The sequence below is a fragment of the Planctomycetaceae bacterium genome, assembly GCA_041398785.1.
Taxonomy (GTDB): Bacteria; Planctomycetota; Planctomycetia; order Planctomycetales; family Planctomycetaceae; genus JAWKUA01.
The window spans coordinates 60,996-76,640 of the sequence record JAWKUA010000015.1; the positions used below are offsets into that span (position 1 = coordinate 60,996).

Here is a 15,645-nt window from a genome sequence, read left to right on the forward strand (position 1 = left end):
TGGAAAAGGTCAGGCACTGCATTCCGGCAGCCCGATCACTGACGAACTTCACAAAACATACGCTGATTTGACCGGTGGCCGTTGGTTCGAACTGTCATCACGATACGGAAGGGGTTGCAATGAGGTACTACTTTCTGGCTCTGGGCGCCCTGATGGTCGTCTGCATGGGCTGCGCCGGAATCGGTGGCGGAAGCAGCGTGCTGAAAACGAACGAGCATATTGCTCCGCCGGCCGCGATGCTGCAGCACCCCGGACCGATGGTTGACGGACCTGGTCCGGGAGTCCTTGGAATTCTGGCTTCTCAGGGAGCCGCCGGAGGTATGGGAATGCCCGCAATGGGATCCCAGAACACGCAGGTGAAATTCACCGGTGACCAGGCTGGCATGATCGTCGGCTGGAAAGTCGGCGACGGTTTTGCTGAAAGTCAACTGGTGGTTCCCGGCCGCTATGACTTCGCACAGAACGCGGTTTACCAACTGAAGTTCTCCAACATTCCGGAATACCCGTCGCTGCAGCTGTACCCGACGCTGGAAGTTCGCGGTGCTCACCCGACGACGCTGGCCTATCTGGAACACAACAGCGTGCCGGTGGAAATCACCAACGAAGACCTGGATCACGTGCAGAGCAACAACATGGTGACCAAGGTCATCTATCTGCCGAATCCGGAGTTCCAGGCACGAGCCATCGCGGGTGTCGAAACGCTGGTTTCCACAAAGCTTGATCCGGGTGTCGATCCCGTGCAGCAGGCGGAAAAGATGGGAACCATCATGCTGGTCCTGCGGTTCGGCAACAAAGATCTGGAAATGAATCCGATGACCACCATGGCGGCGGACGGGACTCTGCAGCAGGTGTCTCACACGGTGATGGAAGGTGCCGACGGACAGTTTGCTCCGCCAACTCCGATCGCGTGGATTCCTCAGGATGTTCAGGGAGTTCCTTCGGCCATGATCGCGGCTGGTTATGGCGTTCCCGGTCAGGCTCCGATGCCGATTGCCGGAATGGGACCGACTCCTCCGTGGGGTATGCCGATCACGGGAACTCCGATTGGTCTGCCCGGACCGCCTCATCTGCCGCTTGGCGGACCAGCGGGACTGCAGTCACACACGATTCGCAATCTGTCGCAGAACAACGTTCCACAGCCGACCGACCACATGCTGATTGATGTGAAGCACAACCCCGGATTCAACATGCCGGCTCCTGTGAAGCACATTCAGTACAGCGAAGATCATCCGGTCCATGCTCCGGGAGAAGTCAGTCATCCGCAGTCCAGGGCTGCTGAGATCTACGGCTTCTAGTTGGAAGTACGAGGGAAAAGGTTACCGGGGGGCGATTTGGGGAACTTCTCCGAGTCGCCCTCTTTTCCCGTTTGAACGTCAGCGAAGGAATCGCCGAGATGGCTTTTGAGCGAGGAATTCCGAGAGCAGGGATGACCGCCGTCGCGTGGATGCTGGCGTTTGCCGCGCTGGCCACATCGACGGCCTTTGCTCAGCCGGGATACCACCAGCCGCTGAACCAGCATGTTCCGCCTGGCAAAGCGGCCGGGTGGATGAATCTGATTCGGCGATACGACCCGAGCTGGCTGCAGCCCGTGCGTGTCGAACTTCCCAGCACAGGAGACGTCGCCGTGTTTTCCGCGTCGTCTCAGCCGTCTGCGATGGCGGCGGCTCCGGCGACGTTCGCGGTCAACGCCGGTCACGTCTATCGGCTGCAGGTCAGCAACATGCCGGAATTTCCCGGTGTCGAACTTTTCCCGACCATTGAATTGCTGGATCACCTGCATCCGCCGGTTGGTCGTGAAGATGAATTTCCCATTCCCGTCCCGCTGGCGGCCGACGATATCCGCATCGCTCTCAGCGGTCAGATGGTGACGCGAGTCATCTATCTGGAACAGCCGCAGACGGCACAGGCACTGGACCCGCTGCGTCGGGAGTTTCCGCAGTCGGTCGGCCCGACGGACAATGCTCTTGAAGAAGCGGACCGGCTTGGCCGTCCGATGATGATTGTTCGCATCGGCAGCCGCCGACCAATCGACGGGTCGACTCCTGCATCCTTCTTTGGAACAGGTGGAGCGGTCGAGCCGCGAGCCACGGTTCTTCCGCCGGAATTCGTCGACGCTCGCCCGGCGACCCCGTCGACAGCAGCGATCCGGTCGCTGGTTCAGCGTTAGTTTCGCTCGCCAAACATCCCTCCCTGCAGCCAACATGAACGCCATGCTCAGTTCTCAATCAGACGCCGCACGATTCGCTCCTGCGTCGCGAAGCTCCTGGACGACGGTTTCGGCCTGGTTCGCGGGGCTGGCGTGTCTTCAGGGCATGCTGCTGACCGGATGCGCGATGCCGGGATCAATGCAGGCTTCGAGTGACCACGTCTATTCAGCACAGTCTCCCGGCGGGATGAACGAACACGTCGGCGCTGTTGCCTGGCCGGATGAAGAATTCTCCGCGTCACCGGCGGCCGCCTCAGTACCGGTCAGCCGCGCGGACTATGGTGATGGCATTACTCAGCACCGTGACGCGTCAGAAGCTGGTGTTCAACAGGTTGTCGGTCGTGAAACCGAGCCCGAACCTGCTGACATCAACAGCATTGTCGATCCCAAAGTCATGCGCGTGTCCTATGAAACCGGTGCCGCGTTGAACGGTCGTGTCGCGACGACGCATCCGCTGGCCACATTTGCCGAGGCGGAACCGCGAGTCTGCGATCCCGCTCAGTCCGAGTACGGCATCCCCGCGGAAACCGTGGGAGCCGCGCTGGTCGACACGTATCCGGAAGAATACATCTTTGACGGCGGCGACCGAGGCGAACCGGTTCACTATTACGGCGGTTCGATGAAAGGTCTGGAGACCGAAGACACGGTCGTGGAATACAGGAATCACGACGGCCGGAATCAGGTGCGCCCGTCCAATCGAGTTGCAGTTTATGCTCCGCGGTTCGGTTCGGTGCGCGCTGTTTCCGGTCCGCATAACGACATCAAGGTCGACAAGGTTGTGGGAGCCGTCGAGGTGTCAGGCGTCGGCAACCTGCTCGCCAGCAACGGCCATGCGGAAAGCATTGAACACACGCTGGTCGAAGGCGTCCAGGCTCGCCATCGCGCCGACGGAGTCGAAACGGACATCATTCCGCATTCCAGCGAGCAGGCGGATTCCGCTCATCAGAACGCCAAGTTCGACGCACGGCACGAGAGTCGCCATTACAGCGCCGCGAACTCGCTTCAGGCAAGATTCACGGCAAAACAACGCCAGCAACTGCAGAACGCCATCGTGTGGACGCGCGAAACGTTCCCGCAGGTTTCGGCAGCCACGTCACAGTCAACTCAGATCCGGGCAACGTTTAAGGCTCAGGAAACCATCGGACTTGAAGACCAGCGCAAGGAAGGTCCGCTGCGAATTATCAAGCTGGCCGACAAGGAAACCGCTCAGGCCGGCGAAATCATCACGTTCACGATTCATTATCAGAACCTGAGTGATTTCGAAGTCACCGACGTGCGCATCATCGACAACCTGACTCCTCGGCTGGCATACGTCGACGACAGTGCTCAGGCGGATCTGCCCGGCGAAACAATTGTCGAACCCAACGGCGAGGGCAGTCACCGTCTGATCTTCGAATTCGACGAACCGCTGCCGGGACGTGCTTACGGCACGATTATCTTTTCAGCACGCGTGCGGTAGACGAGACAGGTCGCCGCAGCGGATCGAAGACGCAACCTCGTTGTGCATCGTCTCAAACGTTCGATGGCGAAGCGGCAACCGTGACCTCGCGGACCTTGCATCCGTGCATCAGCTTCATGGAGACTGTCCCGGCGGTGTCGGATTTTGCTGATGCCTGCGGTTCCTCTAGCTGTCTGCGCACCAGCTTTGCATCGATCGGTTTGCGGCCTGACGGAATATGCAGGAGCCCGGCGATCCGAACGTCAGCGTCACCCTTCGGCAGACCACCGATGGAGCGGCCATGCAGTTCGCTGTGGATCCGTTCGGCGATCTTCGAAAGCACGTCGATATTCAGACCGGTCAGCAGGACCAGCAACTGACCGGGAGAGTTCCGTACGATGGAATCGGCCGGCCGGACGTTTTCGCGAATTGTTTCCGCGACATCGCAAAGCAGCTCGCTTCGATGATCCACAGTATTTGGCAGCGTCACGCACAGGAAACCGGTGGACGTGTTGTCAGCGTGATTCCTGCTCAGTTCCGCCGGCAATGCCTTTTGCAGATAGTCCGGGCTGTACGTTCCCGTCGATTCGTCAAGCCACTGGCTGTAGTCGACGTCCTGTTCGTCGTCGTCACTGGTTTCGCTGACGAGTGCTTCGCGGACTTCTGTCATTCGGCCTGACGTGACGCGGGACAGGTGACTTCGCATGGCGATTTCCACCAGTGCCGCCTGCGCGCGGGCAAGGATGGCTTCGCGACTCGGAACGCGGCCAACGTCGATGCTGAATCCGCTGGCCAGTTCGCTGACTCGGCAGTCGACGTCGGCCAGCAGACGAAACACTTCGTCCGGCCTCAGACCAAAGTCCAGAATCAGCAGCTTTTCCAGACCCTGCCGGGCACACTTCACATTGCGGACGACTTCTTCCATGTAGTCGGAACAGCAGCGGGACGCGATCAGCGCCGCGGCCAGCGACGACCGGGAGTGTTCTGTGTTTGGCAGCACGTCTTCGATGGAACGATGATGCACGGCGATCGATTCGACAATTGTCGGGTCCAGACTCCATTTTCGGCACAGGCCAACGCTGACATCAACGTGCGTGTATCCCAAAGCTTCCTGTTCGCGCTGGAAGGTTGTCCGGTCATCGCGAACGTCCAGAACGCTGTCGACGTAGCTCTGTCCGCACGTCGCCAGCAGCGCCAGACGGCCAATATCCTGCAACAGCCCCGCCAGGAACCATGTGGGCGCGTCCAGCGTTGGAATGCGTTCCGCCAGAGTCTCCGCCGTGGATGCCTGCAGCAGCGATTCGCGCCAGATTTTCTGAAACCACGGGCGAAGATCGTCGGTCTGACTTTCCAGTTGCGCCAGTGAGAATCCCAGCACCAGCGTCTGGACCATGGTCGTTCCCAGCAGCGGAACAGCGGCCTCAATCGACGACGGCTTTCGGCGAACGCCAAACAGAGCGGAGTTGGCAAACTTCAGAATCCGCCCGGCGATGGCACCATCGGCACGAATCGTGTCGATCAGTTCCTGCATGTCCGGTTCCGACTGCTTCGCAATCTGAATGACTCGGACGGCGACTTCCGGAAGCGTGGGCAACTGGTCGGATGACAGCACGCGTTCGAGCGAGATTCGGTTCATGACGATTGTTCCGATGAAACAGCGGGACGGGCTCCGCCTCGCCGACGGAACTCTCTTTCCTGGCGTCATCGAACGGAACGGCGGCAAGTTGCCCGGAAAGTCCGCAGCCTGACCGAACAGGAGAAACTCGGCCGTTTGTCCCGACCCGAAAATCCGGCAACCGCGCGGGGCGTCGCCGGATTGCGGCTCACCACTGGTTTTCACTTATCGCCCGCGGTCGGACATCATCGATGTGGCGAGTTCTGAACCGCCTCGTGTTCTGTCCATCGTAAATTGATGTGTGCCACTGGCTGTGCCAGTGCCCTGTGGTCCGGAAAACACTGGCACAGACAGGGGCACACGACCCACCGATCCACGCCTGACAAAGCACTCGCGAGAACGACATCGTTACTGTGGTTCGCGATTCCGAAGCATCGTCGAAGAGATGTCGACACGAAAATCGTGCTCCGGGATTCCGTGGAACAGTCTCGCCAGATCCGACGGCACCGGCAGGTCTTCGATAGTCTCAAAACGATCCGCCGGAGTTCCTTCCCGTAACCGGCCGGCGACCAGAAAGCGATGACCGCCCGCCGCGAGCGCAGACAGCGCGGAGATCATTCCTCCGGGTTCGTTGCCGTAAAATCGCGGGTCGAGAATTCTTCGAGCGGTGTCGAATCCCACGACGAACGAACAACCGGGAAACAGAGCCGACTTCTGAGCAAACAGCGGAGCACGCGTCAGGGCAACGACTTCTCCTCGCAGTGATATCAGGCGATTCCGCAGTTGCCAGTTCGTGAGTTCCGGCTTATCAGCGTTTGTCACCGAAATCTCAAAGACGACGGACACACCCAGCATTCGTTCGGCAACGCTCCTTAGCCGGCGATGGCCATTGTGAACGGGATTGAACGATCCCGGCAGAACGGCGACATTCGTCAGCGAAGAAAGTTTCTGCACTTCGCCGGACGAGTGAAGCAGGACGATGCGGTGCTCGTCATCCGGCAGCGGAACGACCGGTTCTTCAGAATGTTGCGTCGGTCGCGCGTCAGACACGTCACATCAGTTTCAATTCGGAAGGCCACCGTCGTTTCGGCCTGGAGAACTCCATGACGACAGTTTCCTGCGTCGACGACATCGCCGCAACTCTGGTCAGTTCACTCGTTCGCACCGAACAGCGGATTGTGTTTGCGGAAAGCTGCACAGCGGGACTAATTTCCGCCAGTCTGGCAAGGATTCCCGGAGTTTCCGCGGTTCTGGCGGGATCGTCGGTGGTCTATCAGGTGGCCACAAAAATCGCCTGGCTGGGCATCGATGAGGCGCTGCTGGATAACCCCGGCCCCGTCAGTCGTGAAGTCGCCGAGCTGATGGCGGTCAACGTGCTTCGCAACACCAGTCATGCGATGATTTCCGCCAGCGTCACCGGTCACCTTGGCCCGGATGCTCCGCCGGAACTGGACGGCATCGCGTGGTGCGCGGTCGCCGTGCGAAACAACTCGGGGCAACCGATCATCCGGGAATCCCGGCGGCTGAAACTGCTGTCGCCGGCGCCGTCCAGCGATCCGCTGGAGATCCGACGCGCTCGCCAGCAGGACGCGGTCCGTCAGGTTCTGCTTCGCTGCAAGGCAGTGATCGACGGGTCTGCAACACGCGACGCCGATTGACGCGGAAGTCGTCCGGCTTCTGAAGTGAGCACGCTGACTTCCGGCTGAAACCAGCGTCCAGGTGCATCGACCGGCGCCGTCAGGCGGATCGCACTGAAGCGCGCCGACGCCACATGATTCCCGCTGCAACGACGATCGGAACGGCCGCCACAACCAACCATGTCAGCGGAAGATGCTGGCGATCCTCGGTGCCGATGCCCATTTCCTTCAGGCGGTTTTCGTAATGGGAGATTGTCATCAGCAGGCCATTGTGAGTCACATGCAGCAGCATTCCCGGAACAACGCTGCGCGACTGTTCGAAGACAATCCCCAGTACGACACCCATGAACATCGTGGGAAAGAAGCGTTCAAAGAACAAAGCGTCCTGCATCACGACGTGAAATAATCCAAAGAGAATCGCGCTGCCGGCGATCGCGCCGGCGGCGGAGAGTCGCGTTCGCAGCGAATTCTGCAGGAATCCGCGAAAGAAAAATTCCTCACATAAGGCCGGTGCGATGGCCAGCCCCAGCAGTTTCACGGCCAGAGGTACCGCATTCAGATCGAGCTTCATGCGTTCGGTCAGTTCCTTCAGCACCTCGACTCGCGCGTCGCTGATGATGAACAGATTCATTTCGTAAACAAACACCCACAGCGACGTTCCCAGCAGCACCGCGACGATCATCATGGCCGCGGCAGGCTTTGTGAATGCGAAGCCCGTCACTGTGGAAACGTTCGCCAGTTTTGCCAGCACCAGCGGCACAAGGACAAAGATCGCCACGGAAACCGCGCCGTTGACAAGCAGCCGGCTTGTCATGGTTCCGTCGATTCGCCCTGACAGAGAACTCACAAACAGGAACAGAGGGCAGACAATCGCCAGCGTCGTCCATGCAACCGCCAGCGGCGCCACCTGCAGCGGAACCTTCGGCCGTCGAAACATGTCCGACCACGATCCGCCGCTTCCGTAAAGGACGGCATCGGAACCGAATATCCGCGCCGCCAGAGACAGCGCCAGCAAGCCATAGACAGTTGTTGAAATCAGCACCATCCCGAACATCAGCGGATTGAAATATCCCTGCAGCAGATCGCGTCCCAACAGCACGGTATTGGCCAGCGGCGTGACGGCCAGCAGCGTATTCATCTTCAGGTTCGGCATCAGGCTGAACACGCCGGGAGTCAGCGATATCAGCATCAGCGGAATCAAATACGCCTGGGCTTCTTTGAAGCTGCGTGCCACACTGGTCAGGCTAAGCAGTACCGCCGAAAAGAACGCGGCGAAGACGATCATCATCACGACGATCAGCGGGATGACCTTCCAGCCGGCGTCGCCCAGCACCGCGTCTTCCAGTCCCAGCGAAAACAGCGTTGCGAACATGGAGATCATGTTCACGGACGCTGTCAGCAGGGCGACGACCAGCACTGCCAGAAACTTGCCTCCCAGCAGCGTCATTCGTGACACGGGCGCGGCCACGAGAATTTCCATCGTCCCGCGTTCGCGCTCGCCGGCGGTCAGATCGATCGCCGGATAGACGGCTCCGGTCATCGTCATCAGGACCAGCACCAGCGGAATAAAGGTAATCAGCGAGTAACCTCCGGTTCCCTGACTTGTCACTTCCACCGTCGTGAACTCCGCCGGCTTCGACGCGGAGATTCCGATCTCACGCAGCAGACGATCGATGTATCGCTTGTTGACCGCCTCCAGCCGTGACGTGACTTCCTCATAGGCCCGTTCGCTGATCGGTGACTGCGATCGCTTAAACAGTTCCCAGTTGTGAAACTGCACGGGATTGCCGCCGCGATCGAATAGGAACGGTTCGCGATCCGTCTGCGGCCGCAGTTGAATCCCCAGGTCGGAATAGCCTTCGGACACCAGGTATCGCAGCGACTCCTCGGTGGGAGCGTCCGACAGGCGGTATTGAAAAACGGTCTTCTGTGATTCCGCGCCGAGCAGTTCCGACACGGCTGCGGCCGGGCTGCCGTCGTTCACGGGTGGTGCCGGTGGCGCCCCGCTTGCCTGCAGCAGACGTTCTCCGCGCTGCAGGATCCGGCTGACGATGTCGGCATCGGCTTCCGTTTGCACGCAGAGGTGAACCTCCACCTCGCCTGGAGTCTCCAGGCCGCTCAGCAGCCCGCGCCGCATGATGACTCCCAGCAGCGGATACACCAGCAGCGGCATCAGGACCAGAGTAATGATCGTGCGCCGGTCGCGCAGAATCTCGCGCAGTTCCTTGCGAGCCAGCCGGAACGTTCTGGCCAGCAGAATGTCACCGCTGTCGTGGACGGGTGGTTCCGGAACCGGTGGTGACGCATTCGCGGCGGAAGTATCAGACGAATTCATTCGACTGTCCTCCGCGGCGCTTCTTGCAGCAGATCAATGAACATCTGAGTCAGAGTGGTCTGTCCCGTTTCCGCCTGCAGTTGCGCGAGCGTTCCGCAATGCCGCAGTCCTCCGAAATGCAGCAGGCCGAATCGATCACCGAATCGTTCGGCTTCGCCAAGTCGGTGAGTACAGATGATGACAGCCTTGCCGTCGCCGCGCAGATGATTCAGATATTCGAAGATGACCTGACTGCCGACGATGTCCAGCCCGCGAGTCGGTTCGTCCAGCAGCATCACCGGCGGGTCATGAATCAGTGCGCGAGCCAGATTGATGCGTTGCTTCTGGCCGGTGCTCAGAACACCGCAGCGGCGATCAATGAACGCGCGGAAGTCCAGCAATTCCGACAGCCGTTCGATGCGGTCCCGGCAAATGCGCTGAGGAACGTCGTACAGGTCCGCGACAAACGACAGCATTTCCCGAGCCGTCAGCCATTGATACACGCCGACACTTGTGGACACGAATCCCACGCGCCGCTTGACCTGATCGGGATCGGTTGCGACCGAAACACCGTCGACGAACACGTCACCGGTTGTTGGCTGCATCAGTCCCAGCATCATCCGCAGTGTCGTTGTCTTGCCGGCTCCGTTTGGCCCCAGCAGGCCAAACACTTCACCGGCGTCGACGGCAAACGAAACGTCGTCGACCGCCAGCACATCGGGCCCGTCCGCGGTGGCGAACCGTTTGGATAAATTCGAGACGCAAATCACCGCAGTCGTTTCCGGGCGGATTGTCGCCGTCAGTCTTCAGGTCACAGAATTCGCGAAATCGTGGCGGAAAAATACCGCGTTCTGTTTCCTGCCGCCATCACTGCGAAGAAATCTCTGCGCGGTCGTCAATTGCGTTCGTTGGCAACTGCCCGCGTGTTCAGAAAGAATCCGCGGTCTGAACCAGAACATCCGGAAAGTCTGACCGCCGATGTGCAACCCCATTGTCGTACATGCCGCACCGGACGACGCGTCCGAAGTGGCACTCCTGTTTGACGCGTATCTAGTCTGGTACGGTGCGGATTCAGATCCCGACAAGGCTCGGTTGTTTCTGACGCAGCGGCTGACGAATAACGAATCCACGCTGTTCTTCGCGAAACGGAATGATCGGCCGGTCGGATTCGTGCACCTGTACCCGCTGTTTTCGTCGATCTCGATGGAACCGATCTGGCTGCTGAATGATCTGTTTGTCGTCGAAGATGCTCGCGGACACGGAATCGGAACTCTGCTGTTGCACACGGCCGCTCAGTATGCTTCGGAACTCGGAGCGATTCGCCTGGAACTGGACGCGGCACACACCAACACACAAGCGATGGCACTGTACGAGCGGCTGGGCTGGAAACGCGACGACACGTTCCAGCAGTATGTCCTGAATCTGCCGTGAATTGCCGCGAGGCGACGCGTCCGGCAGAAGTGACTGTTTCAGCCATCGCCATCGACAAGGCTACGCATCCCTGGACACCGTGCGGAAACTCGGACTCGCTACTTCACAGAAGCGGATAACAAGTCTTTCGGAAACTCCTTCCATGATCGTCGACTATCAACTGGAACCGGACTTGACCGCGTCGGAGTTTATCGATGTTCTGCAACGGTCGACTTTGGCGGAACGTCGTCCGGTCGGCGACGTTAAGCGAGTTGCACGGATGCTGGCGAACGCCGAAGTCATCGTCACCGCCCGCTTCGAAGGATTGCTCGTGGGAGTCTCCCGGGCGATCACCGACTTCGTCTACTGCACCTACCTGTCAGACCTTGCCGTCGACGAAAAGTTTCAGCGGCGCGGCATCGGGCGGGAACTGATCCGTCGCACTCACAAAGCTGCGGGTCTGCAAACGAATCTGATTCTGCTGGCGGCACCAAAGGCCCGGACGTACTACCCACACATCGGGCTGACGCCGCATGATTCCTGCTGGATGGTTCCCGCACAGGACTGAATCCGCGCTGAGGAGCATCGCAGCGGCGCCACCGCTGGCAGGAGTCACTCAGCACCATCCTGGCGAGCCGCCACGGGCCTTCGATCGACAGTGGTACAAGATCGTTCGCCCTTGCAGACCACCGCAGCCATATCCACTTGAAAAACCGAAAAATCTGGTTCGACAATCAAAATCCTCAGATGTAGACTGGTTGACTTGAAGACAGTCGCGTAAACCCTGCTTTTTTCCCCGCCTTTGTGTCAGAATTCCCGAAACGTACATGTATCGAAGTACTGGTACGCTTATCTGCTGTGTTGCGTTTGGTTGCTGCGATTCCTGCCCCGTTCGGTTTGCGATTGTCTCGGATCAGGGTGTTTTGAACTGGAGAGTGAACTCGCATAAACCATTCGTTTCGTAGTCTGTTCGTTCTGTGTCCACTGTCTGTTTGTCCTACCTAAGAGAAGAACTGGAGGCTGCACATGAAGTCTGAATTGGTTCGTAACCGCAAGCGACCGGCATTTACGCTGATCGAACTTCTTGTGGTCATTGCAATTATTGCGATCCTGATTGCCCTGCTGCTGCCGGCGGTACAGCAGGCACGTGAAGCTGCTCGCCGCACGCAGTGCAAGAACAATCTGAAGCAGCTGGGCCTGGCTCACCACAACTATCACGACGTGTACAAGAGCTTCGCGCCGAACATCAACATCATCTGGGACGGCCCTCCGTGGGACATTTCCAAACGCGTCTGGGGCGGAAGCCAGGCCAGTCATCTGGTCAACCTGCTGCCCTACATCGAGCAGGCTCCCCTGTACCAGAGCATCAACTTCAACAACGCCGCCACGGTCAAACCGTGGGCTCAGATGATTAACGGAAAGCTGCTGAATGAAACTGTGATCGCCGCATACCAGTGCCCAAGTGAGTCCCGCGGGTCGATGTATTCCGGTGGTGCTGACCTTCCCTCGCGGGCGATGACGAACTACGCCGGCTGCACGGGTTCAACGGCACAGGCTGGCCGCGGTCTCTGCAACATGGTGTCAATCGTTGGTGACGGCGGTCCTCTGTTCGACCCGGACAACGACGGCGAAGACTGGTTCGGACGCCTGACAATCGGTCAGTACTTCCGAACTGACACTCCTCACCCGAACAACATCTCGGGCGTCATTCCCCGAAGTTCGTGGGCGGCAAACATCCGTGACATCACGGACGGTACGTCAAACACGATCATGATGGGTGAAGTTCGCGGCGCCTGCTCAGATGCTCTGGGCTACTGGGCTCCTGGCGTCGGCGGTGGCTGGGCCGACTCAGAATCGCTGTGGTTCTCGACGACGGCACCGATTAACTTCCCGACCTGCCCCGGTGAGAACGGTAATCCGACTCTCGCCGCCGGTGGTGGCACAGGCTGCCGGTCTCACCTGGCATGGAATACCGCCATGGGATTCAAGTCACTGCACGTTGGTGGAGCACAGTTTGCAATGTGTGACGGCAGTGTTCGGTTCATCAGTCAGAACATTGACCACACTCTGTACCAGCAGCTTGGAGATCGCTGGGACGGATATCCGGTCGGTGAATTCTAAGACGGAATCCTGACTTTACTCGAACGGCAGACTGCGACGCAGCCTGCCGTTCGTTCATTTACCTCGTTTAGAAACCCACCAGGGCATTTGAGGACATAAGACATGACTGCACGATTCCCCGGATTATTCGTGCTGCCGGCGGCCGTCGCACTCATCGGAATTTCCGGCTGCGGCAGCTCTGTTGAAATCCCCAGGACTGTACCGGTTAAGGGAAAGGTGACTTACAAGGACCAGCCCCTGGCCGACGCGGAAGTTGCATTCGTCTCCAAGCTTGATAACAAGGACGTGCTGGCGGCGCGCGGCATGACAAATTCGGCGGGTGAATTCAGCCTGACGACTTACATTGACCCGCAGCATGAAGTCTCCGGAGCAACTCCCGGCGACTACGTCGTGACCGTGAACAAAAGCGAAACGATGAGTACGGAACAGACGATGAAGATGTTCAAGGAAAACCCCATGATGGAATTCAAGAAGCTTGTTCCTGACGAGTATACGCTTAAGGACAAGTCGCCGCTGGAAGCCTCGGTGACGGTCGGCGGTGAGAACACTTTTGACTTCACTCTGAAGGATTAACGGGAATCGCCGCCGCAAACGCAGCAGCAACGACCCAGGCCGAGCGGTACTCCTGAGAACCGCGCGGCCTTTTTCTTGCGCCTGTTGCCCTCCCAAACGGAAATTGAAACCGCAGCGGCAGCACGTCAGCAGGATCGGCATCGTATTCAGCAGAAGACTCTTTCCCCGGGCGACGTGTGAGATTGTTGACGCGCTCGTACTGCCAGGAGACGCGTTTTCCGCATTTCCATCGCTGGTTCGCTGACGTCCGATCGGATGTCGATATACTCCGCAAAGATTGTTGCCGCTTTCTGTGACCGCAGCCTTCGAACCGGGCCGGATGGAAACCTCTGAATCCGAAAACCGCATCTTTCTGGGGATTGACGTTGGCGGAACCAACGTGAAGGCCGGCGTTGTTGACGACAGCGGGGCCGTCTTGTCTCTGGCCAGTTTGCCCACGGAGGCTGTCTCCGGACCGGATCACGGCGTCGATCAGATGGTCGCGGCCGCGCATCAGGCCATCCGCTCCGCGGAAATCAGCATCGATCGGATTTCCGCCGTCGGCCTGGCGACGCCCGGGACGATGGACATTCCGGCCGGCAAGTTGCTGGAACCACCGAATCTTCCCGGCTGGGAAAACTTCCCCGTTCGTCAGCGTGTGGCGGACCGACTCGGACGCCCGACGATCCTGCAGAACGATGCCAACGCGGCAGCCTATGGAGAATACTGGGCCGGCTCTGCCAGTGACGCCGCCAGCCTGGTGTTCTTCACACTCGGAACGGGTCTCGGCGGCGGGATCATCATCGATGACATGATCGTTGAAGGAGAACATTCGCACGGTTCCGAATGCGGCCACGTCATCATCGAAATGGACGGTGGCCGCTTGTGTCCGACCGGCCAGTACGGAACTCTGGAAGCCTATTGCAGCGCGACAGCACTGATGAAGCGGTTTCGTGAAGCTGTCGACCAGGGTCGGACGTCTTCCGTCGTGGACCGACTTGACGACGTTACGCCGCTTTCGCCGCTGTTGATGTCGGAGGAGGCCGAACAGGGAGATGACCTGTCGACGGAACTGATCCTGGAAATGGCTCGCTGTCTGGGAGTCGGAATCACAACGATCTGTCACGTCATCGATCCGACGATTGTGCTGCTGGGCGGCGCGATGACATTCGGCCGCCACGAAACGAAAATCGGCCGCCGATTTCTGGATCGAGTTCGCGAGGAATTTCAGGCGCGCGCGTTTCCCGTCGTCGCTGCGAAAGTAAAGATCGACTACGCGTCTCTGGGCGGCAACGCCGGTTTTATCGGGGCCGCCGGCTGTGCGCGCCGTGCGTTGAACCGCGGGACGCTGTAAGCCACCGGATTCGATCAGCCTTTTTACCGGCACTGCGACGCGGCGAAAGTGCCACACCGTCAGCGGTGTTCGAATCGCCGGCGGTGGGCCTATCGAGTCGCAGGCAGGCTGAACGCTACGGTTTTCCGAAGCGAAGTGACGCGAACTCGCGCACGCGGTCCGTCATCGCCGGTTCGACCGGCAGGCGTTCCATGCTGCTGGCTCCGTAGAACCCGACAACGCCTTCCGTATGATCCAGAACGAATTGAGCGTCCGCGGGTTCGGCGATCGGGCCGCCGTGGCACAGCACCAGAATTTCCGGTCGAATCTTCTTCGCGGCGTCATGCATTTCCTGCACGCGTCTGGCCGCTTCTTCCAGCGTGACCGCCGTCTGAGCGCCGATGGAACCTTTGGTCGTCAGTCCCATGTGAGGAATCAGGATGTCGGCACCGGCTGTGGCCATCGCGGCCGCTTCATCGGGATTAAAGCAATACGGGGTCGTCAGCAGGTCCAGTTCCGCAGCGGCGCGAATCAGGTCAACTTCGAGCCCGAACCCCATCCCGGTTTCTTCCAGATTGGCGCGAAACGTTCCGTCGATCAGGCCGACTGTGGGAAAATTCTGCACGCCGGAAAACCCGGCTGCCTGGACATCGCGAAGAAACCGTTTCATCACGCGGAACGGATCCGTCCCGCAGACACCGGCCAGCACCGGCGTGTTCCGGACGACGGGCAGCACTTCGCGAGCCATTTCCATGACGATCGCATTGGCGTCGCCATAGGGCATCAGACCGGCCAGCGAGCCGCGGCCCGCCATCCGAAAGCGGCCGGAATTGTAAATCACAATCAGATCAATGCCGCCGGCTTCTTCCAGTTTGGCGCTCAGGCCGGTGCCCGCTCCTCCGCCGATGATCGGCTTGCCGGCCTGAATCCTGCTGCGCAAACGTTCCAGAATAGACTGACGGGAATGCATGGACATGAAGACGCCTCGCTGACACTGACACCTATTGCGAATCGGCCAA

The 15,645-nt window shown here is 59.4% G+C and carries 14 protein-coding genes; 9 read left to right on the forward strand and 5 right to left on the reverse strand.

From position 1 onward, the window contains the following. The first annotated feature begins 119 nt into the window (after positions 1 to 119). The 3 genes from R3C19_17520 to R3C19_17530 all read left to right on the forward strand — a co-directional run bounded on the left by R3C19_17520 (position 120) and on the right by R3C19_17530 (position 3,665). On the forward strand, positions 120 to 1,295 hold the full coding sequence (locus R3C19_17520; GenBank protein ID MEZ6062141.1) for a hypothetical protein: 1,176 nt from the start codon (positions 120 to 122) through the stop codon (positions 1,293 to 1,295). A gap of 98 nt (positions 1,296 to 1,393) precedes the next feature. Further along, positions 1,394 to 2,167: a hypothetical protein gene (locus R3C19_17525; protein ID MEZ6062142.1), complete on the forward strand. Its 774-nt coding sequence runs from the start codon at positions 1,394 to 1,396 to the stop codon at positions 2,165 to 2,167. A 34-nt stretch (positions 2,168 to 2,201) separates the two neighbouring features. Then, positions 2,202 to 3,665: a hypothetical protein gene (locus R3C19_17530; protein MEZ6062143.1), complete on the forward strand. Its 1,464-nt coding sequence runs from the start codon at positions 2,202 to 2,204 to the stop codon at positions 3,663 to 3,665. A gap of 52 nt (positions 3,666 to 3,717) precedes the next feature. On the opposite strand, the gene R3C19_17535 is transcribed toward R3C19_17530, so the two are convergent. Then, on the reverse strand, positions 3,718 to 5,280 hold the full coding sequence (locus R3C19_17535; protein MEZ6062144.1) for an HDOD domain-containing protein: 1,563 nt from the start codon (positions 5,278 to 5,280) through the stop codon (positions 3,718 to 3,720). A gap of 387 nt (positions 5,281 to 5,667) precedes the next feature. Beyond that, a complete protein-coding gene (locus R3C19_17540; protein MEZ6062145.1) occupies positions 5,668 to 6,309 on the reverse strand; it encodes a hypothetical protein in 642 nt (213 codons plus the stop codon). A gap of 53 nt (positions 6,310 to 6,362) precedes the next feature. On the opposite strand from R3C19_17540, the gene R3C19_17545 reads away from it, so the two are divergent. Then, positions 6,363 to 6,917, forward strand: a complete 555-nt coding sequence (locus tag R3C19_17545; protein MEZ6062146.1) for a CinA family protein — start codon at positions 6,363 to 6,365, stop codon at positions 6,915 to 6,917. Between the two features lie 79 nt (positions 6,918 to 6,996). On the opposite strand, the gene R3C19_17550 is transcribed toward R3C19_17545, so the two are convergent. Next, positions 6,997 to 9,231 (reverse strand): ABC transporter permease subunit/CPBP intramembrane protease, encoded by a 2,235-nt coding sequence (locus tag R3C19_17550; protein MEZ6062147.1) that lies wholly within the window; start codon positions 9,229 to 9,231, stop codon positions 6,997 to 6,999. Next, positions 9,228 to 9,980 carry an ATP-binding cassette domain-containing protein gene (locus R3C19_17555; GenBank protein ID MEZ6062148.1) on the reverse strand — a complete coding sequence of 251 codons (753 nt, stop codon included), beginning with the start codon at positions 9,978 to 9,980 and terminating at the stop codon, positions 9,228 to 9,230. Before R3C19_17555 ends, R3C19_17550 begins: the two co-directional genes overlap by 4 nt. Before the next feature lie 208 nt (positions 9,981 to 10,188). Here R3C19_17555 and R3C19_17560 point away from each other — a divergent pair, with 208 nt between their 5' ends. The 5 genes from R3C19_17560 (at position 10,189) to R3C19_17580 (ending at position 14,647) form a co-directional block, all read left to right on the forward strand. After that, positions 10,189 to 10,641: a GNAT family N-acetyltransferase gene (locus R3C19_17560; protein MEZ6062149.1), complete on the forward strand. Its 453-nt coding sequence runs from the start codon at positions 10,189 to 10,191 to the stop codon at positions 10,639 to 10,641. A gap of 142 nt (positions 10,642 to 10,783) precedes the next feature. Beyond that, positions 10,784 to 11,188, forward strand: a complete 405-nt coding sequence (locus tag R3C19_17565) for a GNAT family N-acetyltransferase (protein ID MEZ6062150.1) — start codon at positions 10,784 to 10,786, stop codon at positions 11,186 to 11,188. 458 nt (positions 11,189 to 11,646) lie between these two features. Then, positions 11,647 to 12,741 (forward strand): DUF1559 domain-containing protein, encoded by a 1,095-nt coding sequence (locus R3C19_17570; GenBank protein ID MEZ6062151.1) that lies wholly within the window; start codon positions 11,647 to 11,649, stop codon positions 12,739 to 12,741. A 102-nt stretch (positions 12,742 to 12,843) separates the two neighbouring features. Continuing rightward, positions 12,844 to 13,314, forward strand: coding sequence for a hypothetical protein (locus tag R3C19_17575; protein ID MEZ6062152.1), 471 nt, complete (start codon positions 12,844 to 12,846; stop codon positions 13,312 to 13,314). Positions 13,315 to 13,633: 319 nt separating this feature from the next. Beyond that, positions 13,634 to 14,647 carry an ROK family protein gene (locus tag R3C19_17580; protein MEZ6062153.1) on the forward strand — a complete coding sequence of 338 codons (1,014 nt, stop codon included), beginning with the start codon at positions 13,634 to 13,636 and terminating at the stop codon, positions 14,645 to 14,647. 115 nt (positions 14,648 to 14,762) lie between these two features. Here the strand turns inward: R3C19_17580 and R3C19_17585 are convergent, their stop codons facing one another. Continuing rightward, positions 14,763 to 15,602 carry a phosphoenolpyruvate hydrolase family protein gene (locus tag R3C19_17585; protein MEZ6062154.1) on the reverse strand — a complete coding sequence of 280 codons (840 nt, stop codon included), beginning with the start codon at positions 15,600 to 15,602 and terminating at the stop codon, positions 14,763 to 14,765. Positions 15,603 to 15,645: the final 43 nt, after the last annotated feature.

Bases quoted from the DNA above. Each gene is read 5' to 3' on its own strand.
- R3C19_17580 (MEZ6062153.1), top strand. From the start codon at position 13,634: ATGGAAACCTCTGAATCCGAAAACCGCATCTTTCTGGGGATTGACGTT.
- R3C19_17545 (MEZ6062146.1), top strand. From the start codon at position 6,363: ATGACGACAGTTTCCTGCGTCGACGACATCGCCGCAACTCTGGTCAGT.
- R3C19_17530 (MEZ6062143.1), top strand. From the start codon at position 2,202: ATGAACGCCATGCTCAGTTCTCAATCAGACGCCGCACGATTCGCTCCT.
- R3C19_17560 (MEZ6062149.1), top strand. From the start codon at position 10,189: ATGTGCAACCCCATTGTCGTACATGCCGCACCGGACGACGCGTCCGAA.
- R3C19_17565 (MEZ6062150.1), top strand. From the start codon at position 10,784: ATGATCGTCGACTATCAACTGGAACCGGACTTGACCGCGTCGGAGTTT.
- R3C19_17535 (MEZ6062144.1), bottom strand. From the start codon at position 5,280: ATGAACCGAATCTCGCTCGAACGCGTGCTGTCATCCGACCAGTTGCCC.
- R3C19_17525 (MEZ6062142.1), top strand. From the start codon at position 1,394: ATGGCTTTTGAGCGAGGAATTCCGAGAGCAGGGATGACCGCCGTCGCG.
- R3C19_17575 (MEZ6062152.1), top strand. From the start codon at position 12,844: ATGACTGCACGATTCCCCGGATTATTCGTGCTGCCGGCGGCCGTCGCA.
- R3C19_17585 (MEZ6062154.1), bottom strand. From the start codon at position 15,602: ATGTCCATGCATTCCCGTCAGTCTATTCTGGAACGTTTGCGCAGCAGG.
- R3C19_17550 (MEZ6062147.1), bottom strand. From the start codon at position 9,231: ATGAATTCGTCTGATACTTCCGCCGCGAATGCGTCACCACCGGTTCCG.
- R3C19_17520 (MEZ6062141.1), top strand. From the start codon at position 120: ATGAGGTACTACTTTCTGGCTCTGGGCGCCCTGATGGTCGTCTGCATG.
- R3C19_17570 (MEZ6062151.1), top strand. From the start codon at position 11,647: ATGAAGTCTGAATTGGTTCGTAACCGCAAGCGACCGGCATTTACGCTG.